Annotated in this window: 18 protein-coding genes and 1 tRNA gene; 4 read left to right on the forward strand and 15 right to left on the reverse strand. The window is 75.3% G+C overall.

What is annotated here, in order from left to right:
* Nucleotides 1-6: 6 nt before the first annotated feature.
* From AC230_RS29420 to AC230_RS29445, 6 genes are all read right to left on the reverse strand, one after another.
* On the reverse strand, nt 7-585 hold the full coding sequence (locus AC230_RS29420; RefSeq protein WP_049719362.1) for a bifunctional DNA primase/polymerase: 579 nt from the start codon (nt 583-585) through the stop codon (nt 7-9).
* Nucleotides 586-730: 145 nt separating this feature from the next.
* Complete coding sequence (locus tag AC230_RS29425; RefSeq protein WP_241833400.1) at nt 731-1114, reverse strand: hypothetical protein; 384 nt, start codon at nt 1112-1114, stop codon at nt 731-733.
* 69 nt (nt 1115-1183) lie between these two features.
* A complete protein-coding gene (locus AC230_RS29430; RefSeq protein WP_049719363.1) occupies nt 1184-2542 on the reverse strand; it encodes an AAA domain-containing protein in 1359 nt (452 codons plus the stop codon).
* The gene (locus AC230_RS29435; protein ID WP_049719364.1) at nt 2539-4107 is read right to left on the reverse strand and encodes a hypothetical protein; all 1569 of its coding nucleotides are present in this window, start codon (nt 4105-4107) and stop codon (nt 2539-2541) included. Before AC230_RS29435 ends, AC230_RS29430 begins: the two co-directional genes overlap by 4 nt.
* Entirely contained in the window at nt 4098-5279 is a 1182-nt protein-coding gene (locus AC230_RS29440) for a hypothetical protein (protein ID WP_049719365.1), read from the reverse strand. The genes AC230_RS29435 and AC230_RS29440 overlap by 10 nt, the downstream gene beginning before the upstream one ends.
* On the reverse strand, nt 5176-6168 hold the full coding sequence (locus tag AC230_RS29445; RefSeq protein ID WP_078871666.1) for a phosphatase PAP2 family protein: 993 nt from the start codon (nt 6166-6168) through the stop codon (nt 5176-5178). Before AC230_RS29445 ends, AC230_RS29440 begins: the two co-directional genes overlap by 104 nt.
* 295 nt (nt 6169-6463) lie before the next feature.
* Here AC230_RS29445 and AC230_RS29450 point away from each other — a divergent pair, with 295 nt between their 5' ends.
* A complete protein-coding gene (locus tag AC230_RS29450) occupies nt 6464-7057 on the forward strand; it encodes a histidine phosphatase family protein (protein WP_049719367.1) in 594 nt (197 codons plus the stop codon).
* A 461-nt stretch (nt 7058-7518) separates the two neighbouring features.
* Here AC230_RS29450 and AC230_RS29455 read toward each other — a convergent pair whose 3' ends face one another.
* A complete protein-coding gene (locus tag AC230_RS29455) occupies nt 7519-8895 on the reverse strand; it encodes an NsdA family TPR-like regulatory protein (protein WP_049719368.1) in 1377 nt (458 codons plus the stop codon).
* 287 nt (nt 8896-9182) lie between these two features.
* Here AC230_RS29455 and AC230_RS29460 point away from each other — a divergent pair, with 287 nt between their 5' ends.
* Nucleotides 9183-9671, forward strand: a complete 489-nt coding sequence (locus AC230_RS29460) for a hypothetical protein (protein ID WP_049719369.1) — start codon at nt 9183-9185, stop codon at nt 9669-9671.
* A gap of 15 nt (nt 9672-9686) precedes the next feature.
* Nucleotides 9687-10556 (forward strand): spermidine synthase, encoded by an 870-nt coding sequence (locus AC230_RS29465; protein WP_049719370.1) that lies wholly within the window; start codon nt 9687-9689, stop codon nt 10554-10556.
* Between the two features lie 9 nt (nt 10557-10565).
* Here AC230_RS29465 and AC230_RS29470 read toward each other — a convergent pair whose 3' ends face one another.
* The 8 genes from AC230_RS29470 to AC230_RS29505 all read right to left on the reverse strand — a co-directional run bounded on the left by AC230_RS29470 (nt 10566) and on the right by AC230_RS29505 (nt 18301).
* Nucleotides 10566-11954 (reverse strand): GH1 family beta-glucosidase, encoded by a 1389-nt coding sequence (locus AC230_RS29470; RefSeq protein WP_049719371.1) that lies wholly within the window; start codon nt 11952-11954, stop codon nt 10566-10568.
* Between the two features lie 61 nt (nt 11955-12015).
* Nucleotides 12016-12870, reverse strand: coding sequence for a carbohydrate ABC transporter permease (locus AC230_RS29475; RefSeq protein ID WP_049719372.1), 855 nt, complete (start codon nt 12868-12870; stop codon nt 12016-12018).
* 9 nt (nt 12871-12879) lie between these two features.
* Nucleotides 12880-13878: a carbohydrate ABC transporter permease gene (locus tag AC230_RS29480; RefSeq protein WP_049719373.1), complete on the reverse strand. Its 999-nt coding sequence runs from the start codon at nt 13876-13878 to the stop codon at nt 12880-12882.
* The gene (locus AC230_RS29485; RefSeq protein ID WP_241833401.1) at nt 13875-15191 is read right to left on the reverse strand and encodes an ABC transporter substrate-binding protein; all 1317 of its coding nucleotides are present in this window, start codon (nt 15189-15191) and stop codon (nt 13875-13877) included. Before AC230_RS29485 ends, AC230_RS29480 begins: the two co-directional genes overlap by 4 nt.
* A gap of 248 nt (nt 15192-15439) precedes the next feature.
* A tRNA-His gene (locus AC230_RS29490) sits at nt 15440-15512 on the reverse strand.
* Nucleotides 15513-15619: 107 nt separating this feature from the next.
* On the reverse strand, nt 15620-16225 hold the full coding sequence (gene orn, locus AC230_RS29495) for an oligoribonuclease (RefSeq protein WP_049719375.1): 606 nt from the start codon (nt 16223-16225) through the stop codon (nt 15620-15622).
* A 5-nt stretch (nt 16226-16230) separates the two neighbouring features.
* Nucleotides 16231-17574 carry a GlxA family transcriptional regulator gene (locus tag AC230_RS29500; RefSeq protein WP_049719376.1) on the reverse strand — a complete coding sequence of 448 codons (1344 nt, stop codon included), beginning with the start codon at nt 17572-17574 and terminating at the stop codon, nt 16231-16233.
* A gap of 367 nt (nt 17575-17941) precedes the next feature.
* Nucleotides 17942-18301, reverse strand: a complete 360-nt coding sequence (locus AC230_RS29505; protein WP_049719377.1) for a hypothetical protein — start codon at nt 18299-18301, stop codon at nt 17942-17944.
* Between the two features lie 437 nt (nt 18302-18738).
* Between AC230_RS29505 and AC230_RS29510 the strand changes: the two genes are divergently transcribed.
* A complete protein-coding gene (locus tag AC230_RS29510; protein WP_049719378.1) occupies nt 18739-19260 on the forward strand; it encodes a universal stress protein in 522 nt (173 codons plus the stop codon).
* The last annotated feature ends 246 nt before the right edge of the window (nt 19261-19506 follow it).

Raw genomic sequence — 19506 nt, forward strand, 5'->3', positions numbered from 1 at the left:
AAGACTCTAGCACCCTGATCCGGTGGAAAGAAAATCCGTATGTTTGAGACCCGCGCGGGCGGTCCGGACGCAGGCCCAGAGCAGGACGTCGGGGCCCGGCAGCCACGGCCGGCGCACGTCGGGGGCCACCACCCAGCGGCAGGACGGCGGCGTCGGCTCGGTCTCGTCGGGCGGCAGGGGTGCCGGGACGGTCACGGCGTCGCCCGTGCCCAGGCACAGCAGCGGAGGGACCGCCTCCGCCCACTCCTCCCAGCGGAGCAGCGCGGGCAGCCGCTGGGCCGTGCCCGGGGCGGCGAACAGCAGCAGCCGCCCCTGCTGGGCGGCCACCGGGCCGGAGCCGGGCCCGGCCGACCACAGCCGGTCGAGCATGCGGCGGCCGAACAGCGCCGGGACGCCGATCACGTCGAAGGCCGTACCGCACGGGAGGACGAGCGGCGAGCGGGGGCTGTCCGCCCACAGGGCCAGCACGCTGCGGGGGAACGGGCTGGCGGAGGCCAGCCAGTCGGCGCCGGCGGGGGAGACCCGGACGGCGGGGTGCGGGCTCGGGCTGCGGGTGGGGCGCGGGGCGCGCGGCCTGGTGTCCATGTCCCATGATCGGCACCAACACGGCGGCGGGCGGCGGCAGTTGCGGGAAATCGGGACAGGCCGGCGAGGGGTGCGCTAGGTTGGTCCCGCATATGCCAACGGCCCATGAGAGGTCATGGGCCGTACGGTCGGGGCGGCTGGTCCGCTACTCCGCGGTCCTGCTGCCGCGCAGCAGGCCCCGGCCGAATTCCACCATCTTCCTGGTGTAGTCCTCACTCCACTCGGCCTGCTCCGCGATCGCGGCCGTGGGCAGCCGGTCGAACCGCCGGGGGTCGGCGAGCTGGGCCGCGGCCACCGCCTGGAACTCCACCGCGCGATCGGCGGCGGCCCGGAAGGCGAGCGCCAGCTCGGTCGAGCGCGCCAGCAGCTCCCGCGGATCCTCGATCGACTCCAGGTCGAAGAAGTGCTCGGCCTCCGCGACGGCCTCCGGCGGTTCGAAGAGCAGCGGCGCGGGCCTCAGGCGGCGCGGGGCGGAGGCGCCGCCGCTCCCGCCCGGACCGGGAGCCTGTTTCGGCTCGCACTCGCACATGTACCTACCTCCTGGATCGTCTGCACCGCCCTCCATTGTCGCGCCGCACGCAAGGGGGCCGGGCGGGGCTCACCCCCGCCAGGCCACCCGGTGCTCCGCGAGATGCGCCAGGACCGCGTGGTGCGCCTCCCACCCGTCCGGGAACTTCACCGCCACCCCCAGCCGCACCGGCTCCGTCGACGGATGCTCGTCGAGCAGGCGGTCCACCCCCGCCCGGCACACCACCACGCACGCGTGCCGGTGCCGCGAGGCGAGGACGCACAGGCGGCCCGTCTCCAGGTGGAAGGCCGTCGCGTCGGGGCGGCCGGACAGCGGGTGGAGGACGACGGTGACGTCGAACTCGCGGCCCTGCAGCCGGTTCGCCGTGTCCACCGCGACCCCGGAGACGCCCTGCCCGGCGAGCGCGGCCCGCACGGCCGCCGCCTGGTCGCGGTGGGCGGTGCCGACGGCGATCCGCCCGGCGGTCAGCGGCACCGGCCCGTCCGGGGCGCTGGTCACGGCCCCGCCCCGGTCGAGCATCCGGCGCACGACCAGCGCCACCGCCGCCACCGCCTCCGGATCCGTCCGCGGCGTGAGGCGCTCGGGCAGCTCCAGCAGCCCCCACCCCGAGGCGGCCGCCTCGTCCAGCACGCGGTCCACCGCGGAGGCGTCGGGGCGGGCGCCGAAGGCCAGCAGCCGGTCGCCCGGCCCGGTGCCGCTGCGGAAGCGCGCGTAGGGGTAGAACGCGTCGGAGACCAGCCGCGCCGCGGAAGCCGGCAGCCGCCAGGAGACGGGCAGCCGGTGCTGCGGGAGCCCGGGGTTGTGGGCGAGGAGCGTGCTGACGGCGCTGGCCGACGGGTCGTACGACAGGCCCGCCCACTGCGCCGTCCCGTCCGTGCCGACGACGCTGAACGGGTCGAGCTGCCCCGGATCGCCCACGAACAGCGCCCGTTCGAAGAGCCCCGCCACCGCCAGCAGCGCGTCCGACCGCATCTGGTACGCCTCGTCGACGATCGCGTGCCCCCACGGCGCGTCCACCCGCGTGTGCGCCCACTTCGCGGCGGTGGAGACGACGACGTCCAGCCCGGCCAGGTCGGCGGGCCTGGTGGAGGTCACCACCTGCTCCAGGGCGTCCAGCGCCGGGTCGTACGGCTGCGGGTCGCTGCTGTGCAGCCGGCCGACGGGCAGCTCGGCGTCCGCCGCGGCCAGCCGCAGGACGAGGTCGTCCACCTGGGCGTTCGTCTGCGCGACGATCATCAGCGGGCGCCCGGCCCGGGCGAGCTCCCGCGCGGCCCGCACGACGAGCGTCGACTTGCCGGCACCGGGCGGCGAGTCGACGACGACGCCGCGGTGCCCGTCGCCGAGGGTGTCGCGCAGGATGGCCTCCGTCGCCGCGGCGGCCGCGGCGGACGGGTCGAAGACCGCACGCGGTGCGGGCACGGCGTTCACAGCAGGTCCTCCGGGGTGACCGGGTCGGGCTCGTCGGCCGGGGGACCGGGCGGCCCGCCGTGCGTCCACGGCGTCCGCTCGGGGTCGGGCAGGTCGGGGCCGCCCCGGGGCGCGTGCTCGAAGAGCGTCCAGCACACGTGCTCCCCGGGCGCGGGCACCGAGCCCGCGTCGGGCACCCTGCCGCGCCCCATGCCCGTCATCAGCCGCACGACCGGACCCTCCGGGCCGGCCGCCACGCACTCGGCCGACTGCGTCCGCCCGTCCGCCAGCGCCCGGTGCACCCGCACGCCCTCCTCCAGCAGCGGAGCGTCGTCCGTGCGCACCGTCACCAGCGGACGCGGCCGGGGCACCCTCCCCTCCGAGAACTCCATGACCACCTCGGTGACCTCCCCGGCGAACGCCTCCCCGGCGAGCCGTCGCGCGGCCATCACCAGCGGGTCGTCCAGCGCCTCCCGCGCCTCCAGCCGCGCCTGCGCCGTCTCGCGGGCGGCCAGCTTGCGGGCGGCGGTCACCGCGTCGTCGCGCCGGGGCTGCGGGGGCTCGCCGGCGCGCACACGGTCGCGGTGGGCGGTGTACGACCAGCGGTCGCCCTTCCACCGCTCGGCGGCCCCGGCCGCCTCCGGCAGCTCCCGCAGCAGGTCAACGCCCCGCCACAGCGCGTCCCAGGTGGGCCGCAGCTGGGACGCCAGCAGCGCGCGGATCTCCTCGTCGGCGCGGCGCAGGGCGTCGTGACCGCGGCCGGTGTCGAGCACCCGCGCGCGGGCCGCGTCGTAGCGGGCGACGGCGGGCGCCAGCCGCTCGCTGTCGAAGGCGGGGTCGGTGGCGGGACCGGCGGGCGGGTGGAGGAGCAGCCCGTCGGCGTCGCGCGCCTGCTCGGCGGCGAGGGCCGCGGCGGGCCCGTCCGTGCCGCCGGGCGGGTCGATCCAGGCGAGGAGGGCGCCGAGGTGCTGGTCCTCCAGCCGGCTCTGGCCGGTGGCCCAGTGGCGGCCGAGCAGCTCCGTCATGGACAGCAGCATGGCGGAGCCGGGGACACGGGCGCGCTCGCCGAAGTGGGTGAACCAGCGGCCGAGCAGCGGGACGCGGGGCGGGGCGGGCCAGTCGGCCGAGGGATCCTGCTCGGCGGTGCGCCGGAAGCGCATGGACCGGCCGAGCAGCCGGACGTACTCGACGCCCGCCGGGCTCGGCACCAGCAGCTGCGGGGCGTCGGCGCACAGCTCGGCCTCGACCGTCGTGCGCCGGCCGGTCGCCGGGTCGGTCTCCTTGCGCTCCTCGGGGACGGTGTCGTCCGCGAACCCCTCGACGTACGGCAGGACGGCCTCGGCGAGCTCGGCCAGGAACGCGAACCGCAGGGCGCGGTCGCGCGGCTGGGCCACCGTCAGCAGCCGCGGCGCGGCGCGGTCGGTGCCGACGAGGGCGCCGAGCGGGGCGCCGGTCTCGCCCGCGGTGGTCAGCGGGACGAGGACCAGCGGCCGGGCGGACAGGTGCCGGTGGCGGACGGTGGCGACGGGCCGGGCGCGGCCCGAGCGGACGGCCTCCAGCCGGGCGAGGGTGTCGATCAGCGACATGCCGCCCCCAGCGCCTCGGCACGGAGCGCGGCGGCGCGGCGCAGGGCGGCGACGGCGGGGTCGTCGGTCTCCGCCGTGCCCCGGCTCGCGGCCAGCACCTCGTCCACGGTCGTCAGCCCGCCCAGCTCGGAGCGGACCGCGCGGCCCAGGTGCCGGACGTCCCCGGCCGCGCGGGCGCGGGCGCGGCAGTGGAAGGCGAGCTCGCAGGAGGCCAGGCACTCGGGCGCGTAGGCGGCGGCGACCGCCTCGACGGCGGCGGTCAGTTCGTCCGCGGGCCGCGCCGGGTCGAAGCCGGCGCCGGCGGGCAGGGCGGCGGCGATCTCCTCGACCCGGGTGAGCCGGTCGAGCTGGCGGCGGGTGGTGGCGCGCTGCTTGCGGAGGTCGAGGAGGGCGGCGGCGGGGAGGTTGGAGAAGTCCTTGGGGCAGACGAGCAGGGCCCGGTCACGGACCCGGCCGCCGGCCGGGGGGCCGGGCAGCCGCTCGGCCAGGGCCTCCAGGGCGAGCAGGTAGACGGCGGCCTGGCGGGCGGCGGCCCCGGCCTTGGCGGGGTCCGCCGCGCCGTCGATCAGGGCGAAGGACTTGATCTCCACGACCGTCCAGCCGCCGTCGGGGTGGACGACGACCGCGTCCGGCTCCAGGTGGGCGGGGGCGCCGGCGACGGCCAGCGCCAGCATGGGGTGGTCGAGCACCGCCCACCGGCCGGCGGCGGTGGCCTCGCGCAGGGCCAGGGCGGTGCGCGCGGTGCGGCCCTCGGGGCCGGAGGCGGTCAGGTCGGGGGCGTCGACGGCGCCCGGCCCGGGCGGCTCGCCCTCGCCGAGCTCCCGCACCAGCAGCCGGACCAGCTCCGCGCCGCCGTCCGCCGTGACCCGGGCCTCGAAGGCGTTGCCCCGGGCGAAGGCGAACGGGGACTGGCCGAAGGGGGCGGGGGAGCCGAGCGCCCTGGCCAGGGCGGCCTTGTCGACCCCGGCGCCGTCCAGCAGGGCCCGGCGGCGGCAGCCGGGATTGGCGGCGAGGGCCGCCAGGGCGCGGGCGTCGAGCGGGCGCGGCGCGACGCCCGGGCCGCGCAGCTCAGCGAGCCGCTGCCGCAGCGCCGTCGGGCTGGCTGTCCCCGCCGGCGCCGCGGGCGGCTGGGCGGGGGAGTTCTGCTGGGAAGTCCGCAGTGTAGGGGTCACTGGCGTCCGCCTCGGGCCGTGTCTCCGGCGCTGCCGCGCGCGGCAGCGCAGTACGTCGTCCCGAAGTCTCGCATCCGCCACTGACATTCGCGGGGGCCACGGTGGTTTCCCCGGGCCCCGCGTCGGCGGGGGTGCGGGCGAACCGGGCGCGGAGCCGGCCGGCGAGCCGGAGCGCGGGCCTGGTGAGCAGCAGGCCGGCGCCCATGACGGCGGCGCCGGCGACGGCGTCCAGGAAGTAGTGGTTGGCGGTGCCCATCACGACCAGCGCGATGGCGAGCGGATAGGCGACGGCGACGGCCTTCGTCCAGGTGCCGCGGCCGTACCGCCACAGGACGGCGCCGCACCACAGGGCCCAGCCGACGTGCAGGCTGGGCATGGCCGCGTACTGGTTGGTGAGCCCGCCGAGGCCGCGCGGGGCGCTCGCGTCGCCGCCCCACCAGCCGTACGAGGAGTACTGCCGCATGGTGTCGACGAAGCCGTACCCGTCGGGCAGCAGCCGGGGCGGGCAGGTGGGCAGCAGGGTGAAGCCGACGAGCCCGATGAGGGTCGAGATCATCAGCCAGGTCCGGACCGTGCGGTAGTGCTCGGAGCGGCGTCTGAAGATCCAGACCAGGACGGCCGGTGTCAGGACGTAGTGCAGGGAGGCGTACGCGAAGTCCGAGGGGACGCCGAGGATGGCGTGGTCCGTGAACAACCGATTCAGCGGATGTTCGAAATTTATTCGAAATCGCTTTTCGAGGTCGAGTATGGACAGACCGTGATCGACCGCCGTCGAGACGTCCCCCCGCACGAGCAGACGACCCGCCGAGTACACCGCGTAGACGACGGCGATCAACGGCAGTTCGGTCCACCAGCGCGGCCGCTTGCCGAGTGGTGCGGTGGGGTACATCCGGACGCTCTCCATGTGTTCAGGCGGCCAACAAGCGCGCAAGCAACCGTACGGTGTACGCCACATGTGGCGCACACCGCCCCGTGGCTTCACGGAAACACCGGGGTCACTCCCGGTTCGGTCCCCGTGCGAGGGGCGGTGGGTACGAGGACGCCCGTACGAGGGCCCGGGTTGCCCGGGGAGGGCGGGACGCGTGATCCGCGTGTGGGTGATGATGGAACCCGTCGGTCCGCCGCATTTGTGGCGGAAGTCACCGAGTTTTCCCGTCACCGAGTTCTCCGAAGGGGCCCTCCCCATGGCACCGCGCATCCTGCTGGCCCGGCACGGACAGACCGAGTGGTCGCTGTCCGGCAAGCACACCGGCCGCACGGACATCCCGCTCCTCGACGAGGGCCGGCGCGGCGCGAAGCTGCTCGGCGAGCGACTGCACCGCGCCCCCTGGAACGCGCTGCCCGGCGTCGAGGTCCGTACCAGCCCCCTCGTCCGCGCCAAGGAGACCTGTGAACTCGCCGGCTTCGGCGAGCGGGCCACCGACTGGGACGCCCTCGTGGAGTTCGACTACGGCGACTACGAGGGCATGACCCCCGCCGAGATCAAGGCCCGGCGGCCCGGCTGGCTCATCTGGCGCGACGGCGTCCCCGGCGGCGAGACGCTCGCGGAGGTCGGCGCCCGGGCCGACGAGGTCGTGGCCTGGGCCTGCTCGGCCGACCGCGACGTCCTCGTCTTCGCCCACGGCCACATCCTGCGCGTCATCGCCGCACGCTGGCTCGGCTACGACGTCGCCTTCGCGGCGCGCATCCGCCTCGACCCGACATCCCTGTCGACCCTCGGCTGGGCGTACGGGGAGCCGGCGATCGAGCGCTGGAACGACACGGGGCATCTGGGCTGAGGGGCTTCTCGCCTCGCCCTGCCTTTCCCGTCCGGAGGACGGGTTTCCCTCCGGAGGACGGGCCCCGGTCCTGCGGGGGTGCCCCCGGTCCTGCGGGCGTACCCCCGGTCCTGCGGGCGTACCCCCGGTCCTGCGGCGTACCCCCGGTCCTGCGGGAGTGCCCCCGGTCCTGCGGGAGCACCCCCGGTTTCCTGTGCGCTGCCGCGCGGGGCCGCCGTGGCAGCGCCGTGTCGGGGGACCGACCGCGCGGAGCGCGGCTTCGGTGGGCAGGGGGGCGCGGCCCCCTGCCCACCGCGCGCGGTGGGTCGGCCCAGGGGGGCGGGGGCCCAGGGGGGCGCAGCCCCCGGTGGGGTGCAGGGGCGGAGTCCCGCCTCACCGCGCGGAGCGCGGTCCGGGCCCCGGGGCGGAGCCCCGGAGGAAACGGTGAAAGGGCGGGGCGGGGAGAGACCCCCTGAGCGCCCCTAAGCGGACAGCCGCAAGTGCCGATGCCGCGTCAGGAACGACGCCACCCGGGAGTCCGTCCGGTACGGCCGAAGACTCCGCACCGTGGCCCCCACCATCCCCCGGATCCGCGTCGACTGCACCTGCCCCAACAGCTCCAGCACCCGCCCCCCCGCCGCGGCAGCCGCCTCCGGCTCCCCGCCCCGCGCCAGATCGTCCGCCAACTGCGCCGTGTACAGCGCGGTGTTGCGCGCGAAGTGCGGATCCGCGAGCGCCACCGCCCGCTCCCCGTGCGCCACGGCCCGCGGCCGGTCGCCGAGCGCGGACCAGCACTGCGCCTCCAGCCCCTCCAGCTCCGCCTCGCCGAAGAAGGTCATCCACTCGGGGTCCGCGTCGCTCGCGCCCCGGTCGAAGAACGAGCGCGCGCGCAGCAGCGCCGCCTCGCAGGCGGCCCGGTCGCCGAGCCGGGACCAGCCGCCGGCCTCGCGCAGGGCCAGCAGCGACATCAGCCGGGCGGAGCCGAGCCGGAGGCCCGCCTGCTGGGCGGCCTGCGCGGCCCGTACCGCCTCCCGCGGCCGCCCGGCGTCCCGCGCCAGGAACGCGGTGTTGCAGAAGGCGTGCGCCTCCAGCGCCGGATCCCCGGCGAGCCGCGCGGTCGCGAGCGCCTCCGCGTAGTGCGAGCGCGCGTCGGAGAACCGCCCCGAGTCGTGCGCCAGCCAGCCGACCGAGATCGCCAGCTCGCCCGCGCCCGCGTGCAGCCGGTCGGCGACCGACCGCCGCCGCGTCTCCGCGTCGAGCAGGTCGTACGCCGCCCGCAGCGGACGGGCCGCGCGCCGGTAGAGCGCGTCCGCGCCGTGCCGGTCGTCGAGCAGCCGGATGCGGCGGACGGCCTGCTCGACCGCGGCGGCCTCCGCCTCCCCGGCGTGCCGCCGCGGCCGGGCGTCGGCGACGCCGGCCAGGGAGACGGCGGCCACCGCGGCCGTGCCTCCCGTCATGAACGCGCGACGCAACACGTCGCTCTCCTCGTCACTGGTGCCGTCGACGCCGGAGGTACGGTCGTCGGCGGGGCTCTCGGTGTGTGCGGACGGCGCACCGTCTTCCTTGCGCGCCCCCCGTCCCCGTACGGCCGCCCTGGGCAGGAAGCCCATGTCCGCGGGTTCCCGGCCGGGGAACATGTGCCGGAAGACTCGCTCGTAGGCGTAGTTGGGGCAGCGGATCTCACCGGACTCGACGCGCCCGATGTAGCGCGCGTCGCACGAGACCTGCTCGCCGATCTCCCGGGCCGCCCGGCGCACCAGGGCCGCGAACTCGCCGGGCGAGCGCTGCCCGCGGAGCTGGCGGAAGGCCGTGTTGGGCCGGGGCGGACGAGGTGACGGGGACGTGGGGGGCGACGCCATGGCCGGGCCTCTCCTGGCGACTGCCGCCCCGCCGGGTGCCGGGGCGGACGGTGGTGCTGCCGTGCGGCGGTGAAGACCGTACCGGCTATGGGGAATCCCGTACGTCCGGTTTGCCTACAAACCGGATATCCCACTCGCCATCCGCCATGAACTGCCATCCTTTGTGACGGCGTGGCGCCGTAGCCGTTGACGGGGAAGGGCAGTTGAACCGGGTGAGCGAGCGCTCGCCGGCGGGGGACGAAGCGGCGGCGACAGGTGCAGTGAAACGTGCGGAGGAGGCGTTTCCCTTGGCGGAAGCCGGAGTGGACATCGGCGGCTCGCGGACGGCTGCGGCCCTTCACCAGCCGCGTCCCGACCAGCCGCGTTCCGATCACGCACGCCAGGGGCGCGGCCCCGTGCCCCGCCCGCCGCGGGCGGTGGCCGGTGAGGGCACGCCCTGCGACCTGGTGACCGTGCCCGCCCGGCAGGGCCTGGAGGCGGTGGACATCCTCCGGCTGCGCGACGGCGTCGGACCCGTGCTGCACGACGGGGACTGCCGCACCCTCGGCTTCCTCGTGCCGCCCGGCACCGCCGCCGCCTGGGACATGCCGGGCAGCGCCTGCACCCAGGCGTACGGCCGGGGCGCCCGCGCCGGCCGGCACGAACCGCCCGTCACGGGCACCGGCTGGCTCGTCGCCCCGGACGCCGCCTTCTCCGAGGCCACCGACCCGGCCGTCCTCCGCGCGGCCCTCGGCGAGGCGGCCCGCACCATCGAGGCCGTGGACCGCTGCCGCTGAGGCGATACTTGCCGTGTGGCACGAGGAAAGCAGAGGTCAGGGCGCGGACGCGGCGCGGAGCCGGTCAGCGCGCGGGTGGCGGGCGGGGTCGCGGAGCTGGAGCCGGACCCCGACCGGCCGCGCGCCCGGACGCTGCTGATCGACCGGGCGCCCCAGTCGCACGTCGACCTCGACGACCCCGCCCACCTGGAGTTCTCCTACCAGCGCCGGCTCGGTCACGTCGCGGACCTGGTCGCCCCGCCCGGCAGGCCGGTCCAGGCGCTGCACCTCGGCGGGGGCGCGTTCACCCTGGCCCGCTACGTCGCCGTCACGCGGCCGCGCTCCGTCCAGCAGGTCGCGGAGATCGACGCGCCGCTCGTCGAGTTCGTCCGCCGGGAGCTGCCGCTCGACCCGGGCTGGCGGATCCGGGTGCGCGGCGGGGACGCGCGGGCGGTCCTGGCCAAGGCGCCCGAGGACTGGGCGGATCTGATCATCGCCGACGTCTTCTCCGGGGCCCGCACGCCGGCCCATCTGACCAGCGCGGAGTACGCCGCCGAGATACGGCGGGTGCTGCGGCCCGGCGGCTTCTACGCCGCCAATCTCGCGGACGGGCCGCCGCTCGCCCACGCGAGGGCGCAGGTCGCGACCGTGCGGTCGGTCTTTCCGGAGGTGTGTGTGGCGGCCGATCCGGCGGTGGTGCGGGGGAAACGGTTCGGCAATGTGGTGCTGCTCGCGTCCGACCGGCCGCTGCCGGTCGCGGAGCTGACCCGCCGCTGCGCGACGGATCCGCATCAGGGACGGGTCCAGCACGGCCGTGACCTGGACGACTTCACGGGCGGGGCGGGCGTGGTGACGGACGCGGGCGCGCGGCCGTCACCGGAGCCGCCGCCGTCGGTGTTCCGCTGAGGCGTCCTCTCAACCCGCCGCCGGCAGGCGGCCGGTGCGGATCACCTCCCCGTACCACCGCGCACTCGACTTCGGCGTCCGCGCCAGCGAACCGTAATCCACGTACACGATCCCGAACCGCTTGCTGTACCCGTACGCCCACTCGAAGTTGTCCAGCAGCGACCACACGAAGTACCCCCACACGTCCACCCCGTCCTCCAACGCCCGCAGCACGGCGGCGAGATGACCGCGCAGATACGCGATCCGCTCGGGGTCGTGGACGACGCCCCGCCCGTCCGGACGCCCGTCGTCGTACGCCGCCCCGTTCTCGGAGACGGCGAGCGGCAGCCCGGGCGCCTCGTGCGCGAAGCGCGTGAGCAACTCGTGGAGGCCGGACGGATCGACGGTCCAGTCCATCGCCGTCCGGGGGCCCGGCGGCTGGTGGAAGACGACGCCCCCGGCCCCGGGATACGCGGAAGGACCGGGTGAGGGCCGGTTGTCAGTGGCGGCTGATACCACTGACGGCGTGTAGTAGTTGATGCCCAGCCAGTCGAGGGGGTGCTTGATGACGTCCAGGTCGCCGTCGCGGACGAACGACCAGTCGGTGATCCCGGCCGTGTCCGCGAGCAGGTCGTCGGGGTACGCGCCGCGCAGCATGGGCCCGGTGAAGATACGCGTGGAGAGCGCGTCGATGCGCCGCCGCGCGTCCAGGTCCGCGGCCGAACCGGTCAGCGCCCGCACGTCGTTCGGGTTGAGGACGACGGAGATACGGGCCCGCCGCGGCAGCACGGCGCGCAGCGCCTGAGCGCCCAGTCCGTGCGCCAGGCTCAGATGGTGGGCCGCGCGCAGGGCGGCCGCGTCGTCGGTGCGCCCGGGGGCGTGGACCCCGGCCGCGTAGCCCAGGAAGGCGCTGCACCAGGGCTCGTTGAGGGTCGTCCAGGAGCCGACGCGGTCGCCCAGCGCCTCGCCGACCAGATGGGCGTAGTCGGCGAAGCGCTGCGCCGTCCCGCGCTCGGGCCAGCCGCCCGCCGACTCCAGCTCCTGGGGCAGGTCCCAGTGGTAGAGGGTCAGCACGGGCTGGATGCCGTGGGCGAGGAGATCGTCGACGAGCCGCCGGTAGAAGTCGAGGCCGCGCTGTGACGCGGGGCCGCGCCCGGTGGGCTGGACGCGCGGCCAGGAGACGGAGAAGCGGTAGGCGCCGAGGCCGATGTCCGACATCAGCCGGACGTCCTCGCGGAAGCGGTGGTAGTGGTCCGTGGCGACGTCACCGGTGTCGCCGCCGCGCACCTTGCCGGGGATCCGGCAGAAGGTGTCCCAGATGGAAGGGGTGCGGCCGCCCTCGTGGGCGGCCCCCTCCACCTGGTAGGCGGCGGTGGCGGCGCCCCAGACGAAGCCGGGGGGAAAGGAGGTCAGGGGCATGGAGGCACTCCGGGAGCGGTGGAACCGAAGGGGGAGGGGCACACGGCCGGGCGCACGGCGGTCAGCCCTTGACCGCGCCGCGCATGATGCCGCCCACGATGTGGCGGCCGAAGAGGGCGAGCACGAGCAGCAGCGGCAGCGTCCCCAGCAGGGCGCCCGCCATCACGACGGCCTGGTCGGGCACGTAGCCGCGGCCGAGCCCGGTGAGGGCGACCTGGACGGTGGGGTTGTCCTGGGTCAGCGCGATCACCGGCCAGAAGAAGTCGTTCCACGCCTGGACGAAGGAGAGCATCCCCAGCACGGCCATCGCCGGCCGGGCGACCGGCAGCACCACGTGCCGCACGATCCGCAGGCTGCTCGCCCCGTCCACACGGGCCGCCTCGATCAGCTCCAGCGGCAGTGCCTCCGCCAGGTACTGCCGCATGAAGAAGACGCCGAACGCGCTGACCAGCGTGGGCAGGACGACGGTCTGCAGCCGGTCGGTCCACCCCAGCCGCGCGACGACCAGGAAGAGCGGGACGACGGAGAGCTGCGGGGGCACCATCATCGTCCCGACCACCGCCGCCAGCAGGGCGTTCCTGAAGCGGAAGCGCAGCTTGGCGAAGGCGAAGCCGGCGACGGTGCAGAAGAGCACGGTGCCCAGCGCCACGCTGCCGGCCACCAGCACCGTGTTCAGCACCGCGAGCCCCAGCCGGGCCTCGCCCCAGGCGATGCCCAGATTGCGGCCGAGGTGCGGGCCGAACCAGAGCGGCGGCGGCGTGTGCGCCAGCCGCGTGTTGTCCCGCGAGGCCGCCACGGCCGTCCACAGCAGCGGCAGCACCGAGCCCGCGGTGAACAGCGTCAGCACGGCGTACGTGACCGGCCCGGCGCGCAGGTGCCGCCCGGCCGCCCGGCCCCGTCCGCCCCGTCCGCGCACGCCGGCCCCTCACCCGTCCCCGCGCAGCCGCCGGGCGACCAGCCCGCCGGCCCCGGCGACCACCAGCAGGATCAGGAACATGGCCCAGGCCACCGCCGCGGCACGCCCGAGGTGGAAGTCGTACCAGCCCTGCTCGTAGAGGTAGAGCCCCAGCGTCTGGAACTGGTGCGAGGCCCCGCCCTTCTGTCCCCCCGCCCCGCCGAACAGCAGCGGCTCCCCGAAGAGTTGGGTCGCCCCGATCGTGGAGACGACCACGGTGAAGAGGATCGTCGGCCGCAGCGCCGGCACCGTCACATGGCGGAACTGCCGCAGCCGCGACGCCCCGTCCAGCGCCGCCGACTCGTACAGCTCGTCCGGCACCGCCTGCATCGCGGCCAGGTAGATCAGCGCGTTGTAGCCCGTCCACCGCCACACGACGATCGAGGAGACGGCGACGCGGGCCGCCCAGGTGCCGTTCTGCCAGTCCACCGGCGCCAGCCCGGCCAGCCCCAGCGCCCAGTTGACCATGCCGTAGTCGCGCCCGTAGAGGAGGACGAAGACCAGGGTGGCCGCGGCGGTCGAGGTGGCGTAGGGGGCGAGCAGCGCCACCCGCCAGAAGACCGCCGCCCGCAACCGGTGGTGCAGCAGGTGCGCCAGCCCCAGGGCCGTCAGCAGCTGCGGCACCGTCGACAGGACGCCGATCACCGCGGTGTTGCCCAGCGCGTTCCAGAAGAACGCGTCGTCCAGCAGCCGTACGTAGTTGTGCAGCCCGGTCCACCGCTCCCGGCCCGGTTCCGTGAGCTCCATCCGGTGCAGCGAGGCCCAGCCCGTCCACAGCAGGGGGAAGATCCCGAATGCCGCGAAGAAGAGGAAGAACGGCGCCACGAAGGCATAGGGGCTGTAGCGCACGTCCCACCGGTAGCGGCGGCTGCGCCGGGCCGCGCGCCGGTCCTCGGCGCCGGGGCGCTCCCGGCGGCCGGGGTCCGCGGCGCCGGGCGGGCACGCCGTCGTCGTGGGCGCGGCCGTCATTCGTCCACCGCGTTCTCGATCTCCTGCTGGGCCGCCGCCCAGGCCGCCTCCGGCGCCCTGCCCTGCTGTTCGACCTGGGCGATGCCGACGTCGGTGAACGCGGTCCCGATCAGCTGCTCGCGGGGCCCGGTGACGAGCGTGGGGGCCCGGCGGGCCGCCTCGGCGAAGATCTCCGCGACGGGTGCGCCGCCGAAGTAGGCGTTGCGCGCGCCCCGGAGCTGCGGCATGGCGTACGAGGCGGGGGTGGAGGGGAAGCTCGCCTGCCGTTCGAAGAGCCGGGCCTGCTGCTCGGGGGCGGTCAGCCAGGCGGCGAGCGCGACGGCGGCGGCCCGGTGCCGGGCGGCCCGGGGCACGGTGAGGAAGGAGCCGCCCCAGCTGGCGGGCCGGGGCGCGGCGGCCACGTCCCACCGGCCGCGGCCCGCGTCGCCGGCCTTCTCCTTGATGTAGCCGAGCATCCACGGCGGGCAGGCGACGGTGGCGAAGCGCCCGTTGGCATACGCCTGGTCCCAGGGCTTCTCGAACTGCTTGAGCCGCGCGGTCAGTCCGTCGCGGGCGGCCCGCACGGCCAGGTCCCAGGCCGTGCGGACGGCCGGTCCGCCCGTGTACAGCGGGCGTCCGGCGCGGTCGTAGTAGCGCTCCGGATAGCCGTGGATGGCGGCGTTGTAGATCCCGGCGGCCGAGTCGGTGAAGACGGTGCCCGCCGGGGCGCGGTCCCGGTAGGCCCGTCCGACGGCGAGGTACTTGTGCCAGTCGCCGGCCCACAGCCGGCCGACGGCACCCCGTTCGGTGGGCAGACCGGCCCGCCGGAAGAGGTCCTTGCGGTAGCAGACGGCGATCGGGCCGATGTCCGTGCCGAGCCCCACGGTCCTGCCGTCGGGGGCGGTGGCCTGCGCCCACTTCCAGGGGAGCCAGGTGCCCGCGCGGACCCCGGGCGCGCGGGACAGGTCGGTGAGCCGGCCGCCCAGGTCCCGGGCCAGGTCGTGGATGTCGCCGACCTCGACGGCCTGGATGTCGGCCAGCCCGCCGCCGGTCACCAGGTGGGTGAGGAACTGGGGGTAGTAGGTGTCGTTGCGCTCGATCACGCTTTCCGTGATCCGGACGTCCGGGTGCAGCCGCTCGTACTCGGCGTAGAGCCCGGCCTGCCGGAAGCCGAAGACCCCGAAGGTGCCCACGGAGAGCGTGGTCCGCCCGTCGTCCCCGTCCCCGGCGCAGCCGGTGAGCACCGCGGCCGCGAGCACGGCGGCGGCGGTGAGGGCCACCGCCGTCCGGCACGTCCGCCGGGCGTGCGCGCTGCTGTGCCTGCGACGGTGCACGCGTGCGTCCTCCAGGGCGGGCCGGCCGCGGGGCGGGCCGGGCGGGCGGGAGTTGCGGCAGGGCTGCTTCCGGATCCAACGCCGGCCACTCTGCCGCAAGCCGACGGACTGTCAAAGGCGCGGCACGCCGCGGCGGTGGGGGCGTCCGGGGGCGCGGCCCGGCGTGTCGGCGTGCGGGGCGGGGGCGGGGACGGCACAACGCCGAGGGCCCGGCCTGCTTCCGCAGACCGGGCCCTCGGGTCGATCAGGGTGAGTAACGGGACTCGAACCCGCGACATCCTGGACCACAACCAGGTGCTCTACCAGCTGAGCTATACCCACCACGTCCGGCGTTCGTTTCCGTGTTTCCCACCGGCCGAGAAAAAGTGTACAGGGTCCGGAGGGGTGCTCGCTCCCGGCTTTCGCCGAACCGGGAGCGAGCTGCGTCACTAATCCTGAGCAGGCAGGACGTGCTTCGCCGCGATCGCCTTCGCCGTGTCGGAGTCCGGGCCGGGCTGCGGGACGAAGATCGCCTCCCGGTAGTAGCGGAGCTCGGCGATCGACTCGCGGATGTCGGCGAGCGCCCGGTGGTTGCCGCTCTTCTTCGGGCTGGCGAAGTACGCCCTCGGGAACCAGCGGCGGGACAGCTCCTTCACCGACGAGACGTCGACGATGCGGTAGTGCAGGTGCGCCTCAAGCTCGGGCATGTCCCGCAGCAGGAAGCCGCGGTCCGTGCTGACCGAGTTTCCGCACAGCGGGGCCTTGCCCGGCTCCGGGACGTACTCGCGGACGTACTCCAGGACCCGCCGCTCGGCCTCCTCGAGCGTCGTCCCGCCGTCCAGCTCGGCGAGCAGCCCGGAGGCCGTGTGCATCTGGCGCACCACCTCGGGCATGGTGGTCAGGGCCTCGGCGGGCGGGCGGACGACGATGTCCACGCCGTCGCCGAGGATGTTCAGCTCCGAGTCGGTGACCAGCGCGGCCACCTCGATGAGCGCGTCGGACGACAGCGAGAGTCCCGTCATCTCGCAGTCGATCCACACCATGCGATCGTTCATGGAACTCACCCTACGGGGCGTTCCCGCTGGCCGGGCAGGTGAGGGCTGTAGAGATCCGATTCCGGTTTGCCCGGTTCCACGGCGTTCGGCCCGGGGCCGACGCCGTGGCCCACCGGCACCCCGTGCCCGGTGTGCCCACCGTGCCCGTGGTGCCGGTCGCCGCCGAGCGGAGCGCCGGGGACGGCGTGCGCGGCGGCGAGCGCGCTCCGTCTCATGCCCATGACCGCCGCCTCCCCGGCCCGGGGCTCGACCGGCTCCGCCCCCGGGAAGCGCTCGCCCCGCTCCGCGCGGTCCGCCCGGTCGGGGCGGTCCGGCCGGCCGTCGGATCCGCCCTGCGGGCGCCGTGCCCGGTAGGCCGCCCGGTAGGCGGCCGGGGAGGACCCCAGCTGGCGGCGGAAGTGGCCGCGCAGGGCGACGGGCGACCGGAAGCCGCAGCGCCCGGCGACCTCGTCCACCGAGTAGTCCGAGGTCTCCAGCAGCCGCTGGGCCTGGAGGACCCGCTGGGTGATCAGCCACTGGAGCGGCGCGCTGCCGGTGAGCGAGCGGAACCTGCGGTCGAAGGTGCGGCGGCTCATATAGGCGCGGGCGGCCAGGGTCTCCACGTCGAACTGCTCGTGGAGGTGCTCCAGCGCCCAGGCGACGACCTCGGCGAGCGGGTCGGCGCCGATCTCCTCGGGTAAAGAGCGGTCGAGGTAGCGCTCCTGGCCGCCGCTGCGGCGCGGCGGGACGACGAGCCGGCGGGCCAGCGCCCCCGCCGCGTCGGCGCCGTGGTCGGTGCGCACGATGTGCAGGCACAGGTCGATGCCGGCCGCCGTGCCCGCCGAGGTCAGGACGTCACCGTCGTCCACGAAGAGCTCCCTGGGGTCCACGTGGACCGAGGGGTAGCGCTTGGCGAGCGTCGGCGCGTACATCCAGTGGGTCGTGGCGGGTCTGCCGTCGAGCAGTCCCGCGGCGGCCAGTACGAAGGCACCGGTGCACAGCCCGACGATGCGGGCGCCCTCCTCGTGGGCCCGGCGCAGTGCGTCGAGGGCGGCCGGCGGCGGTGGCTGGGTGATGGACCGCCAGGCCGGTACGACGACGGTGCCGGCCCTGGAGAGCGCCTCCAGGCCGTACGGTGCGGTCAGTTCGAGGCCACCGGTTGTTCGCAATGGCACATCTTCGCCTGCGCAGACCAGCAGGCGGTAACGGGGAACTCCGGCGTCCTGCCGGTCGATCCCGAATACGGAGAGCGGAATGGAGCTTTCGAAGATCGGGCCGCCGCTGAACAGCAATACGGCGACGATCTCCCGGCGGCGGCGTCCGGAGAGCTTGCGCACGGTCTCCGGTACGGTCGTGGAGTCCTGGCTCATGGCGCTAAGCCCCCCTCGGCGGTCGAGTCCTCTCGGTCCTGCACGTTTCCCCTCGGTCCTGAACGGTTCCCCCGCCGGTCATGGCCAAGATCGAATCTACTGTGTCGGATGTAGTCGCGGTGACCAGTTCACCACCCGGCTCTATGTCGACATGACAACTTGGCGCGAAGCGTTCGATCACGAAGCGTTGCACTTGCAGGCCCCGCTGAAAAGTACGCCTCTCGCCACTGCCCAATCCCCGTAGGGTGCAACCGCCCTCAGCGGTCCTTTCCTTGCTGGTCGCCCGGCTGTTGGGGGCTGGTCAGGCCAAGCGAGGGCTGTCGGCCCGAAGTTGGCCGAAAACATACGGGTGTCGTCGTACAAAAAATCAGTCGAGGGGCGTACCGGTGCCCGCGTGCCGCGAGCCGCGGTGCGTACCGCTCCCCGTACGACCGTGCCGGCCACGGTGCGGTACGGCCCGTTCCGCAGGCCCGTCCACCAGCCGTCCGCCGCGGACGGCGCGCCCGGCCGCGCGCTCGGACCGGCGCAGCAGGGCCCGGCAGGCGCAGGTGACCGCGACCAGGCCGGCCGCGCTGCCCGCGGCGCCGCCCAGGGACTGACCGCACATCAACAGCACGACGGGCACCAGGGTGCAGCTGAAGGCCGCCCAGCGGACCACGTCGCTCACCGGATCGGGCGATTCCCTTCCGGCGTCCTCGTCGTGGGCGTCATCACGGGTTCCGGGCACGGAGCGGCTCCCTGGCGGCGTCTGCTGGCGGTAGTACAACGCCGGCCGGGCGTGTGGGTCACTGAGCGGGTGGGCAGGGGTAGGGCCCAAGGGGGCATTGCGCTCCGGGCGGCCCTCGTGCATGCTCCGGGGAACGCTCACCCGTCAGCCGTCACGCCCGTCGAGGGGGACACCGAGTGCCGAGCACCGTTCGCCGGGGGTCCGTCCGGTCCGGGTCCGTCCGGCGCCGGCCGGCTCCTTCCGGCCTCTTCGGGGGCCGGACCCTGGGCACCCGGCACCCGCCGCCGTACCCTGGGGGGTAAGCCCTTGAAAAGATGAATCCCGGACGGATTTTTGTCGCCGTTCTGACGCCACCGCCCCGGTGCGGCACACGGCGCGACTCCCGAGCCAGCCCACCGACGCCCCTCCGTACGAGGACTCCCTTCGCCGAGACACCGATGGCCGGTCACGAATTCTCCGAACCCGCGGACCGCAAGCGGATCGCCGATCAGACGGCGCTCCCCGAGGCGGCGGAACAAGCACGTCATTCCTGCGATCCGGCGTTCCAGCACGGTGTCGTCGTGGGCTTCGACGGCTCCACGTCGAGCGAGCGAGCGCTTGCGTATGCAATCGGCATGGCCCGGCGCTCCGGCTCGGGCCTGATCATCGTCCATGTGGCCAACCGGCTGCCGACGACCGTCTGGGCGGGCTGTGAGCCCCCGGTCTTCGTCGACGTCCCGGACCACCGCACCGAGGTCCTGGGGCTGGAGCTGGCCTGCGCCGACCACCTCTCCGAGGTGCCCTGGATCCTGGTCGAGCGCGGCGGCGACATCTGCCACGAGCTGGAGGAGGTCGGGCGCGAGTACGCGGCCGACGCGATCGTGGTCGGCTCCACCCACGGGATCGTCGGCCGGATCTTCGGCTCGGTGGCGGGGCGGCTGGCGCGCCGGGCGCAGCGGCCCGTGGTCGTCATCCCGTAGCCGGGCCCCTCTCCGGCGGTTCGTCAACTCCCGGTCGGCGGAAGGGCGGTGGCGTGCGGCGGCCGGAGCAGTCTACCCATGCGTAGGGGTGCGCGGCGCCCCGCCCGCGGGTACGTAACGGGCAGGCCCTGCTGCCGGGCGGGAGGTGACGGTTCCCGGAACCGGTGGCTTCACCGCCGGCGTGAGGGCGACGCCGGCACCGGGGAGGCGGTCTCCCCGCGCGCCCGGTGGCACGCGCGGGGAGAA

The organism is Streptomyces caatingaensis, from assembly GCF_001187435.1.
Taxonomy (GTDB): Bacteria; Actinomycetota; Actinomycetes; order Streptomycetales; family Streptomycetaceae; genus Streptomyces; species Streptomyces caatingaensis.